This is a genomic window from Novosphingobium aerophilum, from assembly GCF_014230305.1.
Lineage (GTDB): Bacteria > Pseudomonadota > Alphaproteobacteria > Sphingomonadales > Sphingomonadaceae > Novosphingobium > Novosphingobium aerophilum.
In genome coordinates this window covers 1-16588 of the sequence record NZ_JACLAU010000034.1, presented here as the reverse complement: position 1 = coordinate 16588, position 16588 = coordinate 1, and the positions used below count along the sequence as shown (strand labels likewise).

The 16588-nt window shown below is 68.8% G+C and carries 11 protein-coding genes, 1 tRNA gene and 1 pseudogene; 6 read left to right on the top strand and 7 right to left on the bottom strand.

Features of this window, described 5'->3' with window-relative positions; translation table 11 throughout:
• Nucleotides 1–59: 59 nt before the first annotated feature.
• The gene (locus H7F49_RS15430) at nucleotides 60–2516 is read left to right on the top strand and encodes a hybrid sensor histidine kinase/response regulator (protein WP_185684474.1); all 2457 of its coding nucleotides are present in this window, start codon (nucleotides 60–62) and stop codon (nucleotides 2514–2516) included.
• 210 nt (nucleotides 2517–2726) lie between these two features.
• Here H7F49_RS15430 and H7F49_RS15425 read toward each other — a convergent pair.
• The 3 genes and pseudogenes from H7F49_RS15425 to typA all read right to left on the bottom strand — a co-directional run.
• Nucleotides 2727–3440 (bottom strand): annotated as a pseudogene (locus tag H7F49_RS15425) (methyl-accepting chemotaxis protein); the annotation flags it as partial.
• 57 nt (nucleotides 3441–3497) lie between these two features.
• Nucleotides 3498–4244 (bottom strand): methyl-accepting chemotaxis protein, encoded by a 747-nt coding sequence (locus tag H7F49_RS15420; protein WP_185684473.1) that lies wholly within the window; start codon nucleotides 4242–4244, stop codon nucleotides 3498–3500.
• 274 nt (nucleotides 4245–4518) lie between these two features.
• Nucleotides 4519–6369, bottom strand: coding sequence for a translational GTPase TypA (typA, locus tag H7F49_RS15415; RefSeq protein WP_185684472.1), 1851 nt, complete (start codon nucleotides 6367–6369; stop codon nucleotides 4519–4521).
• A gap of 307 nt (nucleotides 6370–6676) precedes the next feature.
• Between typA and H7F49_RS15410 the strand changes: the two genes are divergently transcribed.
• Together H7F49_RS15410 and H7F49_RS15405 are read left to right on the top strand one after the other, a co-directional pair.
• Complete coding sequence (locus tag H7F49_RS15410; protein ID WP_185684471.1) at nucleotides 6677–9373, top strand: TonB-dependent receptor; 2697 nt, start codon at nucleotides 6677–6679, stop codon at nucleotides 9371–9373.
• Between the two features lie 144 nt (nucleotides 9374–9517).
• Nucleotides 9518–9991 carry a DUF805 domain-containing protein gene (locus tag H7F49_RS15405; protein ID WP_185684470.1) on the top strand — a complete coding sequence of 158 codons (474 nt, stop codon included), beginning with the start codon at nucleotides 9518–9520 and terminating at the stop codon, nucleotides 9989–9991.
• 6 nt (nucleotides 9992–9997) lie between these two features.
• Here the strand turns inward: H7F49_RS15405 and H7F49_RS15400 are convergent, their stop codons facing one another.
• Both H7F49_RS15400 and H7F49_RS15395 read right to left on the bottom strand, forming a co-directional pair.
• Nucleotides 9998–12529, bottom strand: coding sequence for an ABC transporter permease (locus tag H7F49_RS15400; RefSeq protein WP_185684469.1), 2532 nt, complete (start codon nucleotides 12527–12529; stop codon nucleotides 9998–10000).
• A gap of 2 nt (nucleotides 12530–12531) precedes the next feature.
• Entirely contained in the window at nucleotides 12532–13224 is a 693-nt protein-coding gene (locus tag H7F49_RS15395) for an ABC transporter ATP-binding protein (protein ID WP_185684468.1), read from the bottom strand.
• 45 nt (nucleotides 13225–13269) lie between these two features.
• Here H7F49_RS15395 and H7F49_RS15390 point away from each other — a divergent pair, with 45 nt between their 5' ends.
• Together H7F49_RS15390 and H7F49_RS15385 are read left to right on the top strand one after the other, a co-directional pair.
• Nucleotides 13270–13980, top strand: coding sequence for an arylesterase (locus H7F49_RS15390; RefSeq protein WP_185684467.1), 711 nt, complete (start codon nucleotides 13270–13272; stop codon nucleotides 13978–13980).
• Between the two features lie 107 nt (nucleotides 13981–14087).
• Nucleotides 14088–14270 (top strand): hypothetical protein, encoded by a 183-nt coding sequence (locus H7F49_RS15385; RefSeq protein WP_185684466.1) that lies wholly within the window; start codon nucleotides 14088–14090, stop codon nucleotides 14268–14270.
• A 19-nt stretch (nucleotides 14271–14289) separates the two neighbouring features.
• Here the strand turns inward: H7F49_RS15385 and recF are convergent, their stop codons facing one another.
• Together recF and H7F49_RS15375 are read right to left on the bottom strand one after the other, a co-directional pair.
• On the bottom strand, nucleotides 14290–15396 hold the full coding sequence (gene recF / locus H7F49_RS15380) for a DNA replication/repair protein RecF (protein WP_185684465.1): 1107 nt from the start codon (nucleotides 15394–15396) through the stop codon (nucleotides 14290–14292).
• A gap of 59 nt (nucleotides 15397–15455) precedes the next feature.
• Nucleotides 15456–16262, bottom strand: a complete 807-nt coding sequence (locus tag H7F49_RS15375; protein ID WP_185684464.1) for a queuosine precursor transporter — start codon at nucleotides 16260–16262, stop codon at nucleotides 15456–15458.
• Between the two features lie 59 nt (nucleotides 16263–16321).
• Here H7F49_RS15375 and H7F49_RS15370 point away from each other — a divergent pair.
• A tRNA-Arg gene (locus H7F49_RS15370) sits at nucleotides 16322–16398 on the top strand.
• The last annotated feature ends 190 nt before the right edge of the window (nucleotides 16399–16588 follow it).

Below are 16588 nucleotides of genomic sequence, written 5' to 3'. Positions count from 1 at the left end.
TGGCGCCCGGATGATCCCCATGGCGTGACAGGACCGGGACGCGGGGTTATGCCCGGGGCATGAAGGTTCGCCGGGCCACCCTGACACACTCCGAAACGCCTGACCGTCCTCTGGGCAGCGGGCTTGATCTGGTCGCGATCGGCGCGGCCTTCGTCCTGTCCGTGCTGGCGCTGTGGCTGGTCAGCGGCGAGCCGGTGCTGGCCGCGGGGTTTGGTGGCGGCGCGTTGACCCTGGGGGGGCTCGGCTGGGTGCTGGCCCGGCAGCGACGCCCGGAACCCGAGCCCGAATGGGCCCTGCCGGACTGGACGGTGACCGTGGCCGCGATCGATCGGGATGATCGCGCCGTCGCGGTGATCGACCGGGCGGGGCGGCTGGTCTGCGCCAACGCCACTTACGAGGCCTGGTTCGGCCTTGCCAATCCGCCGCCGCGGCTGCCGCTCGATCCCGCCGGGGCCGAGGTCCTGGCGCGAACCGCGCGGGCGGCCTGGCGCGACGGCATGGCCCGGGCCGAGCGGATTGCCGCCGGGGATCGGGCCTGGCACGCCGAGGCCCGGCGCGCGGGCCGTGGTGACGATTTCCTGGTCTGGCACATCGCCGCCGTGGTCGAACCCGATCCCGTGGCCGACATGCGCGATGCGGTCGACGGATGGCTGGGCCGCATGCTCGCGGTGGGCGGGATCAGCCTGGCGCTGGTCGATCCCGATGGTCAGATCCGGGCGGCGAGCGAGGGGCTGGCGCTGCGCGCCACCGGCAATCCCGCAGCGCGGCTGGCGGGGCAGCCGTTCGTGTCGCTGCTGCGCCAGGATGAGGACGACCGGATCACCTGGGCCCGCGAGGGCCGGGACGGGCCGCCGCTGGTGCTTTACCACGTGCCCGTGGCGGATCCGGACGAGCCCCACGCCCCCGATCCCGATAACACGCCTTCGCTGCTGCTGCTCGCCGACGCCGGCTTCGGCATCGGCGCGGCCAGCGCTCCGGGCGATGGCCAGGCGGCGGTGCCGCATCTCGAGGCGCTGCTGGCGCAGTTGCCGCTGGGCCTGGCGATGGCCGATCGCGACGGCCGCCTGCTGTTTGCCAATGCCGCCTTCCTGCGGGCCGCCGGGCGCCCCGGGGAAGAGCCCCCGCCGTTCCCGTCCGATCTGGTGGTGCGCGAGGACAAGACCGCGCTGTCCGATGCCGTGCGACGCCATGGCCAGGGCCCGGCCAGCGCCGGAGACATCGCCGTGCGGCTCAAGACCCAGCCGGATGAGCCGGTCTCGCTCAGCCTGGCCGGCGTCCGCGGGCTGGGCGAGGCGGCGGTCCTGCTGGGGCTGTCCGACAGCACCGAGGAAACGCGGCTCAAGAAGCAGGTCGCCCAGGCCAGCAAGATGCAGGCGGTGGGCCAGCTGGCGGGCGGGGTCGCGCACGATTTCAACAATGTGCTGACCGCGATCATCGGCACCTGCGATCTGATGCTGCTGCGCCACACCCCCGGCGACAGCGACTATGATGATATCCAGCAGATCCGCGCCAGTTCGAACCGCGCGGCCAGCCTGACCCGCCAATTGCTGGCCTTCTCGCGCCAGCAGACGCTGCGGCCCGAGGTGCTCCAGCTGCCGGATATCGTGTCCGACATCACCCAGATGCTCAAGCGGCTGATCGGCGAGAAAATCCGCTTCGAGGTGCGCCACGACCGCGATCTGGGCCCAGTCCGCGCCGACCCGACCCAACTGGAGCAGGTGATCGTCAACCTGGTGGTCAATGCCCGCGACGCCATGGCCGACAAGGCCGATGGCAGCGCACGGCTCAGCCTGACGACCTGCAAGGTCCGTGCGGCCGATGTCGCCCCGCGCGAAGGGGAGCTTCTGCCACCCGGCGAATACACCGCCCTGATCGTCGAGGACACCGGCAGCGGCATCCCGCCCGAGAACCTGACCAAGATCTTCGAGCCGTTCTTCACCACCAAGGAGCAGGGCAAGGGCACCGGGCTGGGCCTGTCGACCGTCTACGGCATCGTCAAGCAGTCCGGCGGCTACATCCTGGCGGACAGCGAGCTGGGCAAGGGCACCCGCTTTTCGATCTATTTCCCGGTTCACCACGGTCCGGCGGGAACCGCTGCGGTCGCTCCCGTCGCGCCCAAGGCCGAGGAGCCGCGCAAGTGGGCGGGCGGGGGCAAGGTCCTGCTGGTCGAGGACGAGGACACCGTGCGCGCCGTGGCCGAGCGGGCCCTGTCCCGGCAGGGCTACGAGGTGACCGTCGCCGCGGACGGCGAGGAAGGGTTGCAGTTCGTCGCGCTCGGGCGCCGCTATGACCTGGTGGTGAGCGACGTGGTCATGCCGGTGATGGACGGCCCGGCTATGGCGCGCGAAATCCGCAAGCTCGTGCCCGACATCCCGTTCCTGTTCATGTCGGGCTATGCCGAGGAGCAGCTCCGCAAGGAAATCGACTTCGACAACATGCATTTCATGCCCAAGCCGTTCACGGTGCAGCAGATCACCGACACGGTCGCGCAGGTGCTGGGGGCGGTGAAGGGCTAGCGCGGCGGCGGCGGCTGGCCCGCGCGGACCGGGGCGGCCCGGTGGGCGCGGTTGACACGGTTGACACGGTCCAGAGCGAAACGAACGCGGCGCGGGCGCAAGGCTCTGACCGGCGCCCGTGCGCGTGCGGCAGGCCGGGTGTCGTGTCGGGGCGGGCAGGGCGAAGGCATGCCGGGGAGGCTAACCCGCGCCACGAATGTAGGACAGGCTCTAGAACGCGCTCCAGTCGTCCTCGTCGCGGGCGGGTGCCTGGGCTGCGAGGGGGGCGAGATCGGGTTTGCGGGCCAGGTTGCCGGTGACGGGCAGGGGCTGCGGGGCAGCCGGAGCCGATGGGGTGGGAAGGCGCATGGCCGGCCTTGGCGGCGCGGCGAAGGTCCGGGCCGGATGGCTCCGCTCCGAACGGGCCCGTGCCGAACCGGCGGCTCCGGCGGCACGCCGCGCGGCGCTCACCCGGAACTGCGCGACCAGCTCGCCCAGTTGCTGTGCCTCGTTCGAAAGGATCCGGGTCGCGGCGGTCGATTGCTCGACCATCGCGGCGTTCTGCTGGGTCATCCGGTCGATCGTCCCGACGGCCGAATTCACCTGTTCGAGGTTGGTCGCCTGCGCGGCGGTGGTTTCGGCGATTTCGTTGACCTGCTGGGTCACCGCGCCGACCTGCGCGACGATCTCGGCCAGCAGGGTTCCGGTCTCGCCCACCAGGCTGACCCCGTCGCCCACGTGCGAAGTCGACTTTTCGATCAGGGCCTTGATGTCGCGGGCCGCATCGGCCGAGCGCTGGGCGAGCGCCCGGACCTCGTTGGCGACCACGGCAAAACCCTTGCCCGCCTCGCCCGCACGCGCCGCCTCGACGCCCGCGTTGAGGGCCAGAAGGTTGGTCTGGAAGGCGATCCCGTCGATCACGTTGATGATCTGGGTGATCTCCTTCGCCGATTGCTCGATCGCCCCCATCGCGGCCACGGCCTTGCCGACCACGGCGCCGCCTTAGGTTGCACGCGTGTGGGTCTGCACGATCGCCGATCGGGCGACGCTGGCACTGTCGGCGGCCTGGCGGGTGAGGTTGACGGTCTGCCGGACCGAGGCGGCGGTCTCTTCGAGACTGGCGGCCTGCTGTTCGTTGCGCACGGCAAGGTCTTCCGACGCGGCACGGATCTCGTCCGATCCGCTCTGGACCCCCACTGCGGTCTCGCACACGGCGGCGATCAGCGTTTCGAGCTTGGTCGTCGCGGCGTTGAAGGCCTGGCCGATGGCGTCGAATTCCTCGACCCCGGTGACCGGAATTTTCTGGTCGAGGTGGCCATCCTCAAGCCCCTGCATGGCGGCCAGCACGGTGTTCCGCGCCTTGCGCAGCGGAGTGACGTCCGTCGCGATCTTGACGACCCGTTCAACCCGGCCCTCAGCATCCAGAGCGGGGCCATAGGTCGCCTGGATCCAGATTTCCTGACCGGACTTGGTGATGCGCGGATAGCGCGCGGTAAAGCTCTTGCCCGCTCGGAGGTCTGACCAGAACGCGGCGTATTCCGGGCTGTTCGCGATTTCGGGCGAGCAGAACATGCGATGGTGGCGTCCCTGGATCTCGGCCAGGCTGTATTCGACAACGCTGCAGAACGCCGGGTTGGCCTCGAGAATCGTGCCATCCGGAAGGAACTGGATAATCGCCTGCGTGCCCTTGACGAGTTTCAAGAGAGCGTCATCGAACTTCGACCGCTCCGGGGCCCTGAATTTGAACATGTTCTGTTTTTCCGAGCTTCAAACGATTGGCATGGCATCATCACGCCGCCGACGCTCTAGCCTTGACCCGCTAATGGATGGTGAAGTGCGCCATCCGTAACGGCATCGGTGCCGGCCCGGCCGCTTGCCTACCTTTCGTAATCCGGTGCGCGGCGCGGGTTGCCGATCGTGGTCGTGCGACCTGAGTTCCGGCCACCCCGACACCGGCCCGAACGACAAAGGCCCGGAGCTTGCGCCCCGGGCCTTTGCATGATCCTGGCTCAGGAATCCGCGGTTACGCGGCTTCCTTCTTGCGGCTGGCCTTCTTGCGCTCGTGCGGGTCGAGGATCGCCTTGCGCAGGCGGATCGACTTCGGCGTCACCTCGACCATCTCGTCATCGTCGATGTAGGCGATCGCCTGTTCCAGCGTCATGATCTTGGGCGGGGTGAGGCGGATCGCATCGTCCTTGCCGGTCGAGCGGAAGTTGGTGAGCTGCTTGGACTTCATCGGGTTGACCTCAAGGTCTTCCGGCTTGGCGTTCTCGCCGATGATCATCCCTTCATAGAGCGGCTCGCCCACCCCGACGAACAGGATGCCGCGCTCTTCCAGCGGGCCCAGGGCATAGGCCACGGCCTCGCCGGTGCCGTTCGAGATGAGGACGCCGTTCTTGCGGCCCTCGATCTTGCCCTTGTAGGGGCCGTACTTGTCGAACAGGCGGTTCATGATGCCGGTGCCGCGCGTGTCCGACAGGAATTCGCCGTGGTACCCGATCAGCCCGCGGGAGGGGGCGGTGAAGGTGATGCGGGTCTTGCCGCCGCCCGAGGGGCGCATGTCGGTCATCTCGCCCTTGCGGATCGCCATCTTCTCGACGACGGTGCCGGCGTGCTCGTCGTCCACGTCGATCACCACGGTCTCGTAAGGCTCGGTGCGGTTGCCGTTATCGTCCTGGCCATAGAGCACGCGCGGGCGGCTGATGCCCAGCTCGAAGCCCTCGCGGCGCATGGTCTCGATCAGCACGCCGAGCTGCAGTTCGCCGCGGCCGGCGACCTCGAAGCTGTCCTTGTCGGCGCTCTCGGTGATCTTGATCGCGACGTTGCTTTCGCCCTCGCGCTCAAGCCGGTCGCGGATCATGCGGCTGGTGACCTTGGAGCCCTCGCGCCCGGCCATCGGGCTGTCGTTGACCGAGAAGCGCATCGAGAGGGTCGGCGGATCGATCGGCTGGGCCTTGATCGGCACGGTCACTTCCGGCGCGGCGACGGTGTTGGCCACGGTGGCCACGGCCAGGCCGGCGAGCGAGATGATGTCGCCCGCGCGGGCCTCCTCCACAGGGACCCGCTCAAGGCCCCGGAAGGTCATCAGCTTGGAAGCGCGACCGGTTTCGATCACGTTGCCGTCCATGTCGAGCGCGCGGATCGGATCGTTGACGCGGATCGTGCCCGACTGGACGCGGCCGGTCAGCACGCGGCCGAGGAAGTTGTCGCGATCCAGCAGGGTGGCGAGGAAGGTGAAGGGGGCATCGATGTCGAGCGCCGGCGGCGGGACGTGGTCGACGATCTTCTGGAACAGCGGCACCAGCGTGCCCTCGCGGCGATCCGGGTCCTCGCTGGCGTAGCCGTTGCGGCCCGAGGCGTAGAGCACGGGGAAATCGAGCTGCTCGTCATTGGCGTCGAGCGTGACGAACAGGTCGAACACCTCGTCGAGCACTTCCTGGATGCGCTGGTCGGGGCGATCGACCTTGTTGACCACGACGATCGGCTTGAGGCCCAGCGCCAGCGCCTTGCCGGTGACGAACTTGGTCTGCGGCATCGCGCCTTCCGAGCTGTCAACCAGCAGGATCACGCCATCGACCATGCTGAGGATGCGCTCCACCTCGCCGCCGAAGTCGGCGTGGCCGGGGGTGTCGACGATATTGATCCGCACCGGCTGGTCCGAGCCTTCCGGGGTCCATTCGACCGAGGTCGGCTTGGCGAGAATGGTGATCCCGCGTTCCTTTTCCAGATCGTTCGAATCCATCGCCCGCTCTTCGACCCGCTGGTTGTCGCGGAAGGTGCCGGACTGGCGGAAAAGCTGGTCAACCAGGGTGGTCTTGCCATGGTCGACGTGAGCGATGATCGCAATATTGCGCAACGGAAGGGGGGCGGACATGGAACGGGGGTCTTTCGGCTGAGGGAAAAGGCCGCCAATTCGCTGCGGCGCAACATTGGCCGCGCCCGTAGCGTAAGCGGCGGATTCGGGCAAGCGGCGCGTGGGGCGGCTGCCGCATTGCAACGTCAGGCACCTGAGGCAAACGTACCACATTAGGGGCAGGACTTGGGTAACACTGTCTCTTTGCGATTGCCTTGCAGCCCCGGGATTCCTATGCTTTCGGCAGTAAACGGGAGGGTTGCCTCCGCGACACAGCGGAGACGCCAACGCAGTGGGAAGCACCCCCCTGGGCAGAGAGGACTATTGCATGAAGCTTAACGTCGCAGGTTACACCGGTTCGGCTCGCGTGGCTTTGGCCGGCAGTGTTGCCGTGCTGGCACTCGCCGTGCCCGCCGTCGCCCAGGCCCAGACCGCTCCGCGGGAAGAGGCCCAGCCCGCCACCGAAGCGCCTGCCGTCACCGAGCTGACCGGCAACGAGATCGTCGTGACCGCCACCAAGCGTGAGCAGACGCTGCAGGACGTGCCCGTCGCCGTGACGGTGACGTCGGCCCAGACCATCGAACGCGCCCAGATCCGCGACATCCGCGATCTGTCGACCGTGGTTCCGTCGCTGCGCGTCAACACGCTGCAGAGCTCGGCCAACACCAATTTCTACATCCGCGGCTTCGGCAACGGCGCCAACAACGCGGGCATCGAACCGTCGGTCGGCCTGTTCGTTGACGGTGTCTATCGTTCGCGGTCGGCCTCGATGATCACCGACCTGCCCGACGTGCAGCGCATCGAAGTGCTGCGCGGTCCGCAGTCGACCCTGTTCGGCAAGAACGCCTCGGCGGGCGTCATCTCGCTGGTCACCAAGGAGCCCCAGTTCAAGCTCGGCGGCAACATGGAAGCCAGCTACGGCAACTACAACGCGATCATCGCCAAGGGCTACATCACCGGTCCGCTGGGCGAGAACGTCGCAGCCAGCCTGGCCGCCGGCTACAACAAGCGTGACGGCTATGTGACCGACCTGGGCAGCAACACCAAGGCGAACGAGCGCAACCGCTGGTTCACCCGCGGCCAGTTGCTGTTCGAACCGTCGAGCGACTTCAAGGTCCGCCTGATCGGCGATTACAGCCGCATCGACGAAAACTGCTGCGCGGTCGTCAATGTGCAGCGTTCGCCCGGCTTCGGTCCCTCGCAGATCATCACCAACCTGCTGGGCGGGAAGATCAGCGATCCGGCCAACCCCTTCGCCGACGTGACCTATTCGAACATCCCGTCGACCAACAAGATCGACAACTGGGGCTTCTCGGGTCAGATGGACTACGGCGTCGGCCCGCTGAAGCTGACCTCGATCACCGCCTATCGCAAGACGAAGGCGATCACCAACCAGGATTCGGACTTCACCAGCGCCGACCTGATCGGCCGCAACTTCCAGAACCTGCGGATCGATACCTTCACTCAGGAATTCCGCGCTTCCACCGATTGGGACGGCCCGATTAACGGCCTGCTCGGCGCCTTCTACTTCAACGAGACGATCAACCAGAACAACCAGCTTCTGCTCGGCAACGACTTCCGCAACTATGCCGACTTCCTGATCCGCGGCCAGTCGGGCGGGGCCTTCACCCTGCCGCAGGTCGAGCAGTTGCTGACCGCGGCCACGGGCGGCGCCAACAACTACATCGGCCAGTCGTTCGTCTCCGGCCGCGGCTTCACCGAGCAGTATCGCCTGAAGAACGAGGCGTTCTCGATCTTCGGCCAGGTGGATTTCAAGGTTTCCGACCGCCTGACGCTGACCGGCGGCCTGAACTACACCCATGACTCGAAGTCCTATTCGACCAACAACGTGTCGAACGAGGTGTTCTCGGCCATCCCGCTGAGCAGCCCGACCCTGCTGGCCGGTGCTGCACAGGTGCTGACCGCGCAGACCTTCAACCAGCGCACCGGCCTCGCGCCGACCCCGGCCAACATCGGCGCCTTCGCTGCGGCCAACCCGGCGGTCTACCAGGCGATCGTCGCCGGCTCGACCGCGGCCGCCAACCAGCTCCCCTCGCTGGCCGCGCTGCAGTTCCTGCCGCCGTTCCTCAACGTGCCCAACGCGCTGGAGACGGGTCGGGTCAAGGACGGCCAGTGGTCGGTCACGGCGCGTCTGGCCTATGACGTCAACGATCACCTCAACGTCTATGCGGCCTACGCAACGGGCTACAAGGCGGCCTCGATCAACCTGTCGCGCGACAGCCGGCCGAGCCCGGCGGACCTTGCGACGATCCAGACCAACCCGGCCTACACCGCCCTGCGCCTCAACAACCTCGGATCGGGCAGCCGCTTTGCCGATCCGGAAATCTCGACCGTCTACGAAGCGGGTCTGAAGGGCAACTGGGGCGTCGCCAGCGCGAACCTTGCGGTGTTCAAGCAGTCGATCAAGGGCTTCCAGTCCAACATCTTTGCCGGCACCGGCTTCCGCCTGGCCAACGCAGGCAAGCAATCGACCTTCGGTATCGAGTTCGAAGGGACGGCCCGTCCGCTCAAGGAGCTGACCCTCAGCCTCGGCCTGACCTACCTCGATCCGAAGTTCGACAGCTTCCTGCTCTCGGGCGTGGGTGACCTGACCGGCACTCGTCCGGCCGGTATCTCCCCGCTGACCGCCTCGTTCGGCGTGCAGTGGGACCAGGAACTGGGCAATGGCGATCACCTGATCCTGCACGGCGACTACCGCTACGAGGCGCCGTTCGCCCTGGTCGAGGGCCTGCCCAATCTGGTGCAGCGCAACAGCAGCGGCGCGATTATCAGCAACACCGCGGCGGTCCTTGCCGCGCAGAGCCGCAAGCAGGAGATCAAGCTGCTCAACGCCTCGCTGACCTATGCCATGGCCAACGGGCTGGAGTTCACCGTGTGGGGCCGCAACATCGGCAACCAGCGGACCATCCTGCAGATCTTCGACAGCCCGGTGCAGATTGGCTCGATCTCGGGCTATCCGAGCGAGCCGCGCACCTGGGGTGGTGCGGTGCGCTACCGGTTCTGAACCGGGGGCAGGCAACACGACGGGAAAGGGGGGCTGTGGCCCCCCTTTTTCGTGGCGAACGGCCCCATCGCCTTTTCTGTTGCACCTCCAGGCGAAGCATGATTCCCTGACGGCTGGTACGGATCAGATGGGGGCAGGGGCGCCGTGGACTGGGCTTTTCTTCCGTTTCAACGATACTTCGAACTGAGCGGTCGATCGACCCGCCGGGAATACTGGCTGTTCACGCTGCTGGGCGGAGTGGTCTATGCCTTCGCCACGGTGCTGATGGTTATCGGCGGGATGGGTCTGGAGGCGGAACAGGTCGATTTCAGCCAGGTCGACGCCACGTTCTGGTTCGGATCTGCGATCGCCGGGCTCTATGCCCTGTTCAGCTTCATCCCGTCGATCACGGTCGTCGTGCGGCGGTTGCATGACCGCGATCTGTCGGGCTGGTGGTACCTGGGCTTCATCCTGGTCGGCTGGGTGCCGCTGATCAATCTGGTGGCGGGCCTGGTCTTCCTGGTGCAACTGCTCCTGGGCGGCACTACAGGGAGCAACCGGTTCGGTCCTGATCCGCGCTATCAACCGCTCGACGCGGCCGCGACCCGCCAAACCTATCACGAGGCCATGCGCCGCTGAACGCGCCTACAGCTCGCGCAGCACCCGTGACGGCCGTTCGCGCAGCACGGGCAGGGTCGCGGCCACGGCGAAGCCCAGCACCAGAAACAGGCCCGCACCCAACACGCCCAAGATCGTCGGCCAGTGGGGCAGCCAGTCGAACTGGAACAGCTTGACGATGATCCCCCAGCCCACCGCCGTGCCCAGCGGCAGGGCGACCAGCGCCAGCAGGCCCGCCAGCAGCACATATTCGCCCAGCAGCACGCCCAGCACCTGGCCCCGGCTGGCGCCCAGCACGCGCAGCACCGCGGTATCGTAAGTCCGCGTCCGGCGCGAGGCGGCGATGGCGCCCAGCAGCACGGCGATCCCGGCCAACACGGCGACCGAGGCCGCGGCCAGGATCGCCACGCTCATGCGGTCCAGCAGGGCGCGGGCATCCTTCAGGATCGCGCCGGTCTCGATCACCGAGGCCGCCGGGAAGGCCCGGACCAGCGTGCGCAGCAGTCCGCCGCGCGGGGTTCCGGGCGAGAGGTCGATGGTGGCCGCCAGATTGTGCGGCGCATCGGCCAGCATGTTGGGGCTGAACACCAGGACATAGTTGAAGCCCAGCGAATCCCAGTCGATCCGCCGGAACGAGGTGATCGTGGCCTCGCGCTCGACCCCGAGCACGCTGACGGCGATGCGATCGCCCAACTTGAGGCCGACCGTCTGGGCCAGCTTCTCGTCGACCGAGACCAGCGGCGGGCCGGTATAGTTGGCGGGCCACCATTGCCCGGCGGTGAGGACGTTGCCTTCGGGCAGGCGGTCGGCATAGGTCAGCCCACGCTCGCCGCGCAGGGCCCAGGCCTCGTCGTTGACGCTCTTGAGATCGGCCACGCGGGTCATCCGTCCGGCCGGACCATAGGCGAGGATGGCGCCGCGCAGGTTGGGGACCATCCGCACCCTGGCCCCGGGCACGGCCCCGGCGACGGCTGCGCGGAAGGCGTCCGCCCGGTCGCGCGGAACGTCCAGCACGAAGAAATCGGGCGCACGCTGCGGGACCCGGGCGGCGATGTTGGCGTCGAGGCTCGACTGCACGGCCGCGAGCAGGACGAAGGCCGAGAGCCCGAAGCCCAGCGCGGTGACCAGGGCGACGGTCTGGGCGCCGGGGCGATGCAGGTTGGCCAGTGCCGTGCGGAGCAGGGGGTGGCGCGGGCTGGGCAGGCGCGCGACGGTCCGGCGCAACAACGCGCCGAGCCCGGCCAGCAGCGCCAGCGTGGCCGCCGCCCCGCCCAGGAAGCCCAGCGTCACCCAGGGCTGCGCCGCGCTCGCCACGGCCAGGCCGATCAGCAGGACCAGGCCCAGGGCCATCGCGACCAGCCCGCCCTGCCAGTTGCGGCGCAGCGGATCGACCCGGGCGCGCATCAGCGCCATGGCGGGAAAGGCGCGGGCCGCCGCCAGCGGCCGGGCGGTGAAGATCAGCGCGACCAGCAGGCCATAAAGCGCCGCCTGGCCCAGCGCGGCGGGATCGATCACGAACCCCGGGGTGATCGGCAGCAGATCGCCCAGCGCCGCGCCCAGCAGCGGGGTTGCCAGCACGCCCACCGTCAGCCCGGCCAGGGTGGCCGCCAGGGCCGCGATGCCGACCTGCAGCACGGTGATCCGGGCAATGTCGCGGCTGGTCGCGCCCAGCACCTTCAGCGTGGCGATGCTGCCGCGCCGGCCCTCGAGATAGGACGACACCCCCAGACCGATGCCGATCCCGGCAATCACCAGCGCGGCGAGGCCGACCAGGACCAGGAATTCCCCCATCCGTTCCACGAAGCGTTCCGTGCCCGGGGCCGCGTTGTCACGGGTGCGCAGGGCGAAGCCGGCCGCCGGGAACCGCCGCTTGAGGCTGTCGACCGCTTCGGTCGGATCGTAGGGACGGGCGAAGGCGACGCGCGCCCGGGTGCGGAACTGGGATCCGGGAGCGGTCAATCCCGCGGTCAGCGGGAACCGGGCGTCGACAATCACCGGCGGCCCCCAGGCGAAGCCTTCGCCCAGCCGATCGGGCTCGTCGGCGATGATCCCGCCCACGATCAGGCGCTGTCCGGCTATGCGGAAGCCTTGTCCCGGAGACAGGGCCAGCCGCTCCGCCGCGCCTTCGGCCAGCCAGGCCTGCCCGGGGGGCGGGGCGCCCACCTGCCGGCCATCGGTCAGGCGCAAGCGCCCGACGAGCGGCCAGGCCGCATCGACCGACTTGAGCTGGACCGGGGCGGCGAGGTCTCCGGCCGTGGCCATGGCCTGGAGCCGGGTGCCGACACTGACCCGCCCCAGCGCCGCCAGCGCGGCCCGTTCGGCCGGGGTCAGATCGCGCTGCCAGATCTCCAGCCCGATGTCGCCGCCGAGGATGGCCCGGCCGCGGGAGGTCAGTTCGCGCTCGATCGATCCGGTCAGTGATCCGATCGCCGCCAGCGCCGCCACCCCCAGGAACAGGCAGGCCAGCAGCAGCCGCAGCCCCTTGAACCGCAGCGACAGGTCGCGCCGGGCCAGGCGCCAGGCCGCCGACCAGGGCAGGGCCGCAGCGCCCGTGCCCATCATCAGCTCCGCCGATCCGAGACGATTTTGCCGTCCGCCAGGGTGATGACCCGGTCGGCCCGGGCGGCCAGATCGGCATCGTGCGTGATCAGGACCAGGGTGGCACCCGCCTCGGCCCGGCGGGCGAAGAGCAGGTCGACGATGGCCGACCCGGTGCCCGCGTCGAGGTTGCCGGTGGGCTCGTCTGCGAACAGCAGGGCCGGCCGCGGGGCGAGGGCGCGCGCTATGGCGACGCGCTGCTGTTCGCCGCCCGACAGTTGCGTGGGATAGTGGTCGAGCCGGTGGCCCAGGCCGACCGCCGCCAGTTCGCGCGCCGCGATGTCCCAGGCGTCGGTGACGCCCGCCAGCTCCAGCGGGGTCGCCACGTTCTCGTGCGCGGTCATCGTCGGCAGCAGGTGGAAGGCCTGCAGCACGATCCCGATCCGGCCACGCCGGGCGAGGGCCAGGGCATCCTCGTCGAGCGCGGCGAAGTCCGCCCCCGCCACGCTCAGGCTGCCCCCGCTGGCGCGCTCCAGCCCGGCCAGGACCGCCATCAGCGAGCTCTTGCCCGAACCCGAGTGGCCGAGCAGCGCCAGGGTCTCCCCGGCAGCGACGGTCAGATCGATGCCCTTGAGGATCGCGGTCGAGCCGATCGTCAGGGTCAGGTCGCGCGCGGCGATGACCGGGGCGGAATTTTCGGGAGAAGGGGTTGTCACGCCATGGGGATGGCATAGCTATCGCGGAGGCGGCAAGGAGAGAAAATGTACAGGCTTGTATCACTGCTGGTCCTGGCGGCGATGGTGGGGGCCTGTTCGCGCAGCGCGCCGATCCCCGAACCGGCCGCAACCCTGGCCGGACCGGCGACGGATGCCGCCGCTGCGGCCGATCTGCCGCCGGTGATGGGGCCCGAGCGCCGGATCCTGGCCGTGGGGGACAGCCTGTTCGCCGGCTATGGCCTGGCCAGCCCGGCGGAAAGCTATCCCGCGCGGCTGGAAACGGCGCTGCGGGCGCGGGGGATCAATGCCCGGATCAGCAACGCGGGCGTGTCCGGAGACACCAGCGGGGCCGGCGCCGAGCGCTTTGCCTTCGTGCTCAGGAACCAGCCCCGCAAGCCTGACCTTGTGCTGATCGAATTCGGCGGAAACGATATCCTGCGCGCCCTGCCGCCCGAGCAGACCCGGGCCAACCTGGATCGCATGCTGGCCGCCGCCCGGGCCGAAGGCGTGCCGGTGCTGCTGATGGGCATGCTCGCCCCGCCCAATCTGGGGCCCGATTACAAGGCGAAGTTCGAACCGCTCTATCCGGCCCTGGCGAAGCAGTACGGGGCCCGGCTGGTGCCCTTCTTCCTGGCCCCGGTGATCGGCAAGCCGGACCTGATCCAGGCGGACCACATCCATCCCAATGCCCGCGGCGTGGATGAGATCGTGGCGGCGACGGCGGATCAGGTCGCCGCGGCCCTGCCGGGACAATAGGCCGTGTCAGCACAGCTACGGATTCCCGGGTGGGGATAAAGGCCCTAGGACAGGCGCCTGTGGATTGGCGGGCGCAGGGCCCGGCCGATCCCTGCGGAGTTGGCGGGATGCGTTTGGTGATTTTGGCGATTGTGCTGACGGCACTGACTGGCTGCGTGTCGAAAGTGGTGTCGACCGTCGTCACGGCACCGGTGAAGGTTGTCGCCAAGACCGCCGACGTGTTGACCACCAGTCAGGACGAGGCGGACCGCAACCTCGGGCGTCGTGTTCGCAAAGGGAAAAAGCAATGACCCGGGGGCCGGTCCCTCGTCACTCGCGGGGCTGAGCGCCAGCGGGCCAGGCCCGTTCCACGTGTCCGCCGCTCACCCGCCAGACCGCAGCTTCGTCCAGAATCCCGCTGAACGGCGCGAGTTCGGTCCCGGTCAGCCAGACCTGCGCCCGGCCTGCGCGCAGGCGATCGAACAGGGCCTCGCGGCGCAGCGGATCGAGATGGGCCGCCACCTCGTCCAGCAGCAGCAGCGCGGGGCGGTCATCATCGAGCAGCCCGGCATGGGCCAGGGTGATCGCGATCAGCATGGCCTTCTGTTCGCCGGTCGAACATTCCGCGGCCCGTTGCTGCTTGCCGGCCATGGTCACCACCAGATCGTCGCGGTGCGGACCGGTCAGGGTGCGCTGGGCGGCCCGGTCACGGCGGCGTCCCTCGCGCAGGGCCGCGACCAGCGCGGCGCGATCGACCGGGCCGCCGGCAGCATAGGCCAGGTCGGGGCGGGCGAAGGGCTGGTCGGGCCATTGCGCCAGCGCGCCCGACAGGGCCTCGATCAGACGATGGCGCGCCGCTGCCACCGCGGCCCCGGCTTCGGCCAGTTGCGCCTCGATCGCATCGAGCCAGGCCGGATCGGGCTCGAACGGTTCCGCCAGCAGGCGGTTGCGTTCCCGCAGGGCATTCTCGAGCTGGGCGGCGTGCCGGGCATGCCCGGGCTCGATCGCCAGCACCAGCCGGTCCAGGAACCGGCGGCGGGCCCCGGCGCCTTCCATGAACAGGCGGTCCATCGCCGGGGTCAGCCAGCCGAGCGACAGCCACTCGCCCAGTCGCACCGCCGGGGTCTCGGCCCGGTTGACCTGCACGATCCGCCGTCCCGGGCGCTCGGGCGCGGTGCCGGTGCCCAGCCGGACCGGACCGGAGGGCGTGGTCAGGTCCGCGCTGACCGCAAAGCCGCCGGGCCCGTCCTGCGCCGCCACGTCGGCCAGCGCGGCGCGGCGCAGCCCCCGCCCGGGGGCAAGGAAGGACAGGGCCTCAAGCACGTTGGTCTTGCCGGCGCCGTTCTGTCCGACCAGCAGGTTGAACGGCGCGGTGCCGTCGAGCGATGTCTCGCGGTGATTGCGGAAGTGGCCGAGGAGGATGCGATCGAGCGCCATGGATTGTCCGGCCCTACCGCGCCGCTCCGGTCCGTGCCACGGAAAAGCCCGCGGCCGGATCAGTCCTGCGCCGGGGTGCCCGCCTTGGCGAAGGGCGAGAAATCGGTATCGGTATCGAACACGTCGACCCCCTCGCGGTTCTTCAGGTATCCGACCACCGCGTAGGTGACCGGGGTCAGCACCACTTCCCAGGCCACCTTCATCGCCCAGTTGGTGACCATCACCGTGATCACCGAGGCGGTGTCCCACACGCCGAGGAAGGCGATCGGGTAGAAGATCGCGCTGTCCACCGCCTGGCCGAACACGGTCGAACCGATCGTGCGGGTCCACAGCATGCGTCCGCCGGTCCACACCTTCATCTTGGCGAGGACAAAGGAATTCACGAATTCCCCGCACCAGAAGGCGATCAGCGATGCCGCGGCGATGCGCCAGGTGCTGCCGAACACCGAAACATACGTGGCCTGGCAGATCGTCCCGGCATCGCTGGCCTTGAGCACATCGGCAAACCGCGGATCGGCGCTGGCGGCGCAGCCCCAGGCGGGGGAGGGTGGCATGGCCACCACGACGGTCGACATGAAGGCCATGAAGCCCAGGGCCACGAAGCCGGTCCACACGCAGCGGCGCGCGTTGGCATAGCCGTAGACCTCGGTCAGGACGTCGCCCAGCACGTAGGACACGGGGAAGAACAGGATGCCTGCCCCGAAGGTGTAGCCCCAGACGGTCGCCAGCTTGGCCGCACCGATCAGGTTCGACAGCAGCAGGATCGCGACGAAGGCGGCGATCATGTAGTCGAAATAGCGGAAATGGCGGCGCCCGCCGGCGGTGCCGGTGATGCGGGCGAGATCATGCGGAGTTGCGGCGTCCATCGCCTACCCCTATCCCGGTTTGCACGAAGCGCAAAGCGTGCTTAAGAGCACCCCGGCGCGCGCCCATAGCTCAGCTGGATAGAGCGCGAGACTTCTAATCTTGAGGCCGCAGGTTCGACTCCTGCTGGGCGCGCCACGTGTTTCGGGATGCCCTGGTGGCGTGGACAAAGTCCGGGCGGATGAACGGCAAGGTTGGGTGGATAGTGTTGAAAAAGTCGGCCTTGCACTGGGTGTGAGCGTCTGATTCAGCATCAGAATGCTGAAGGACGCCAAGCGATGATGGGCGAGCGCCGGATGGCGCAGGAGGCCCTGTTCTACGAGTTCAG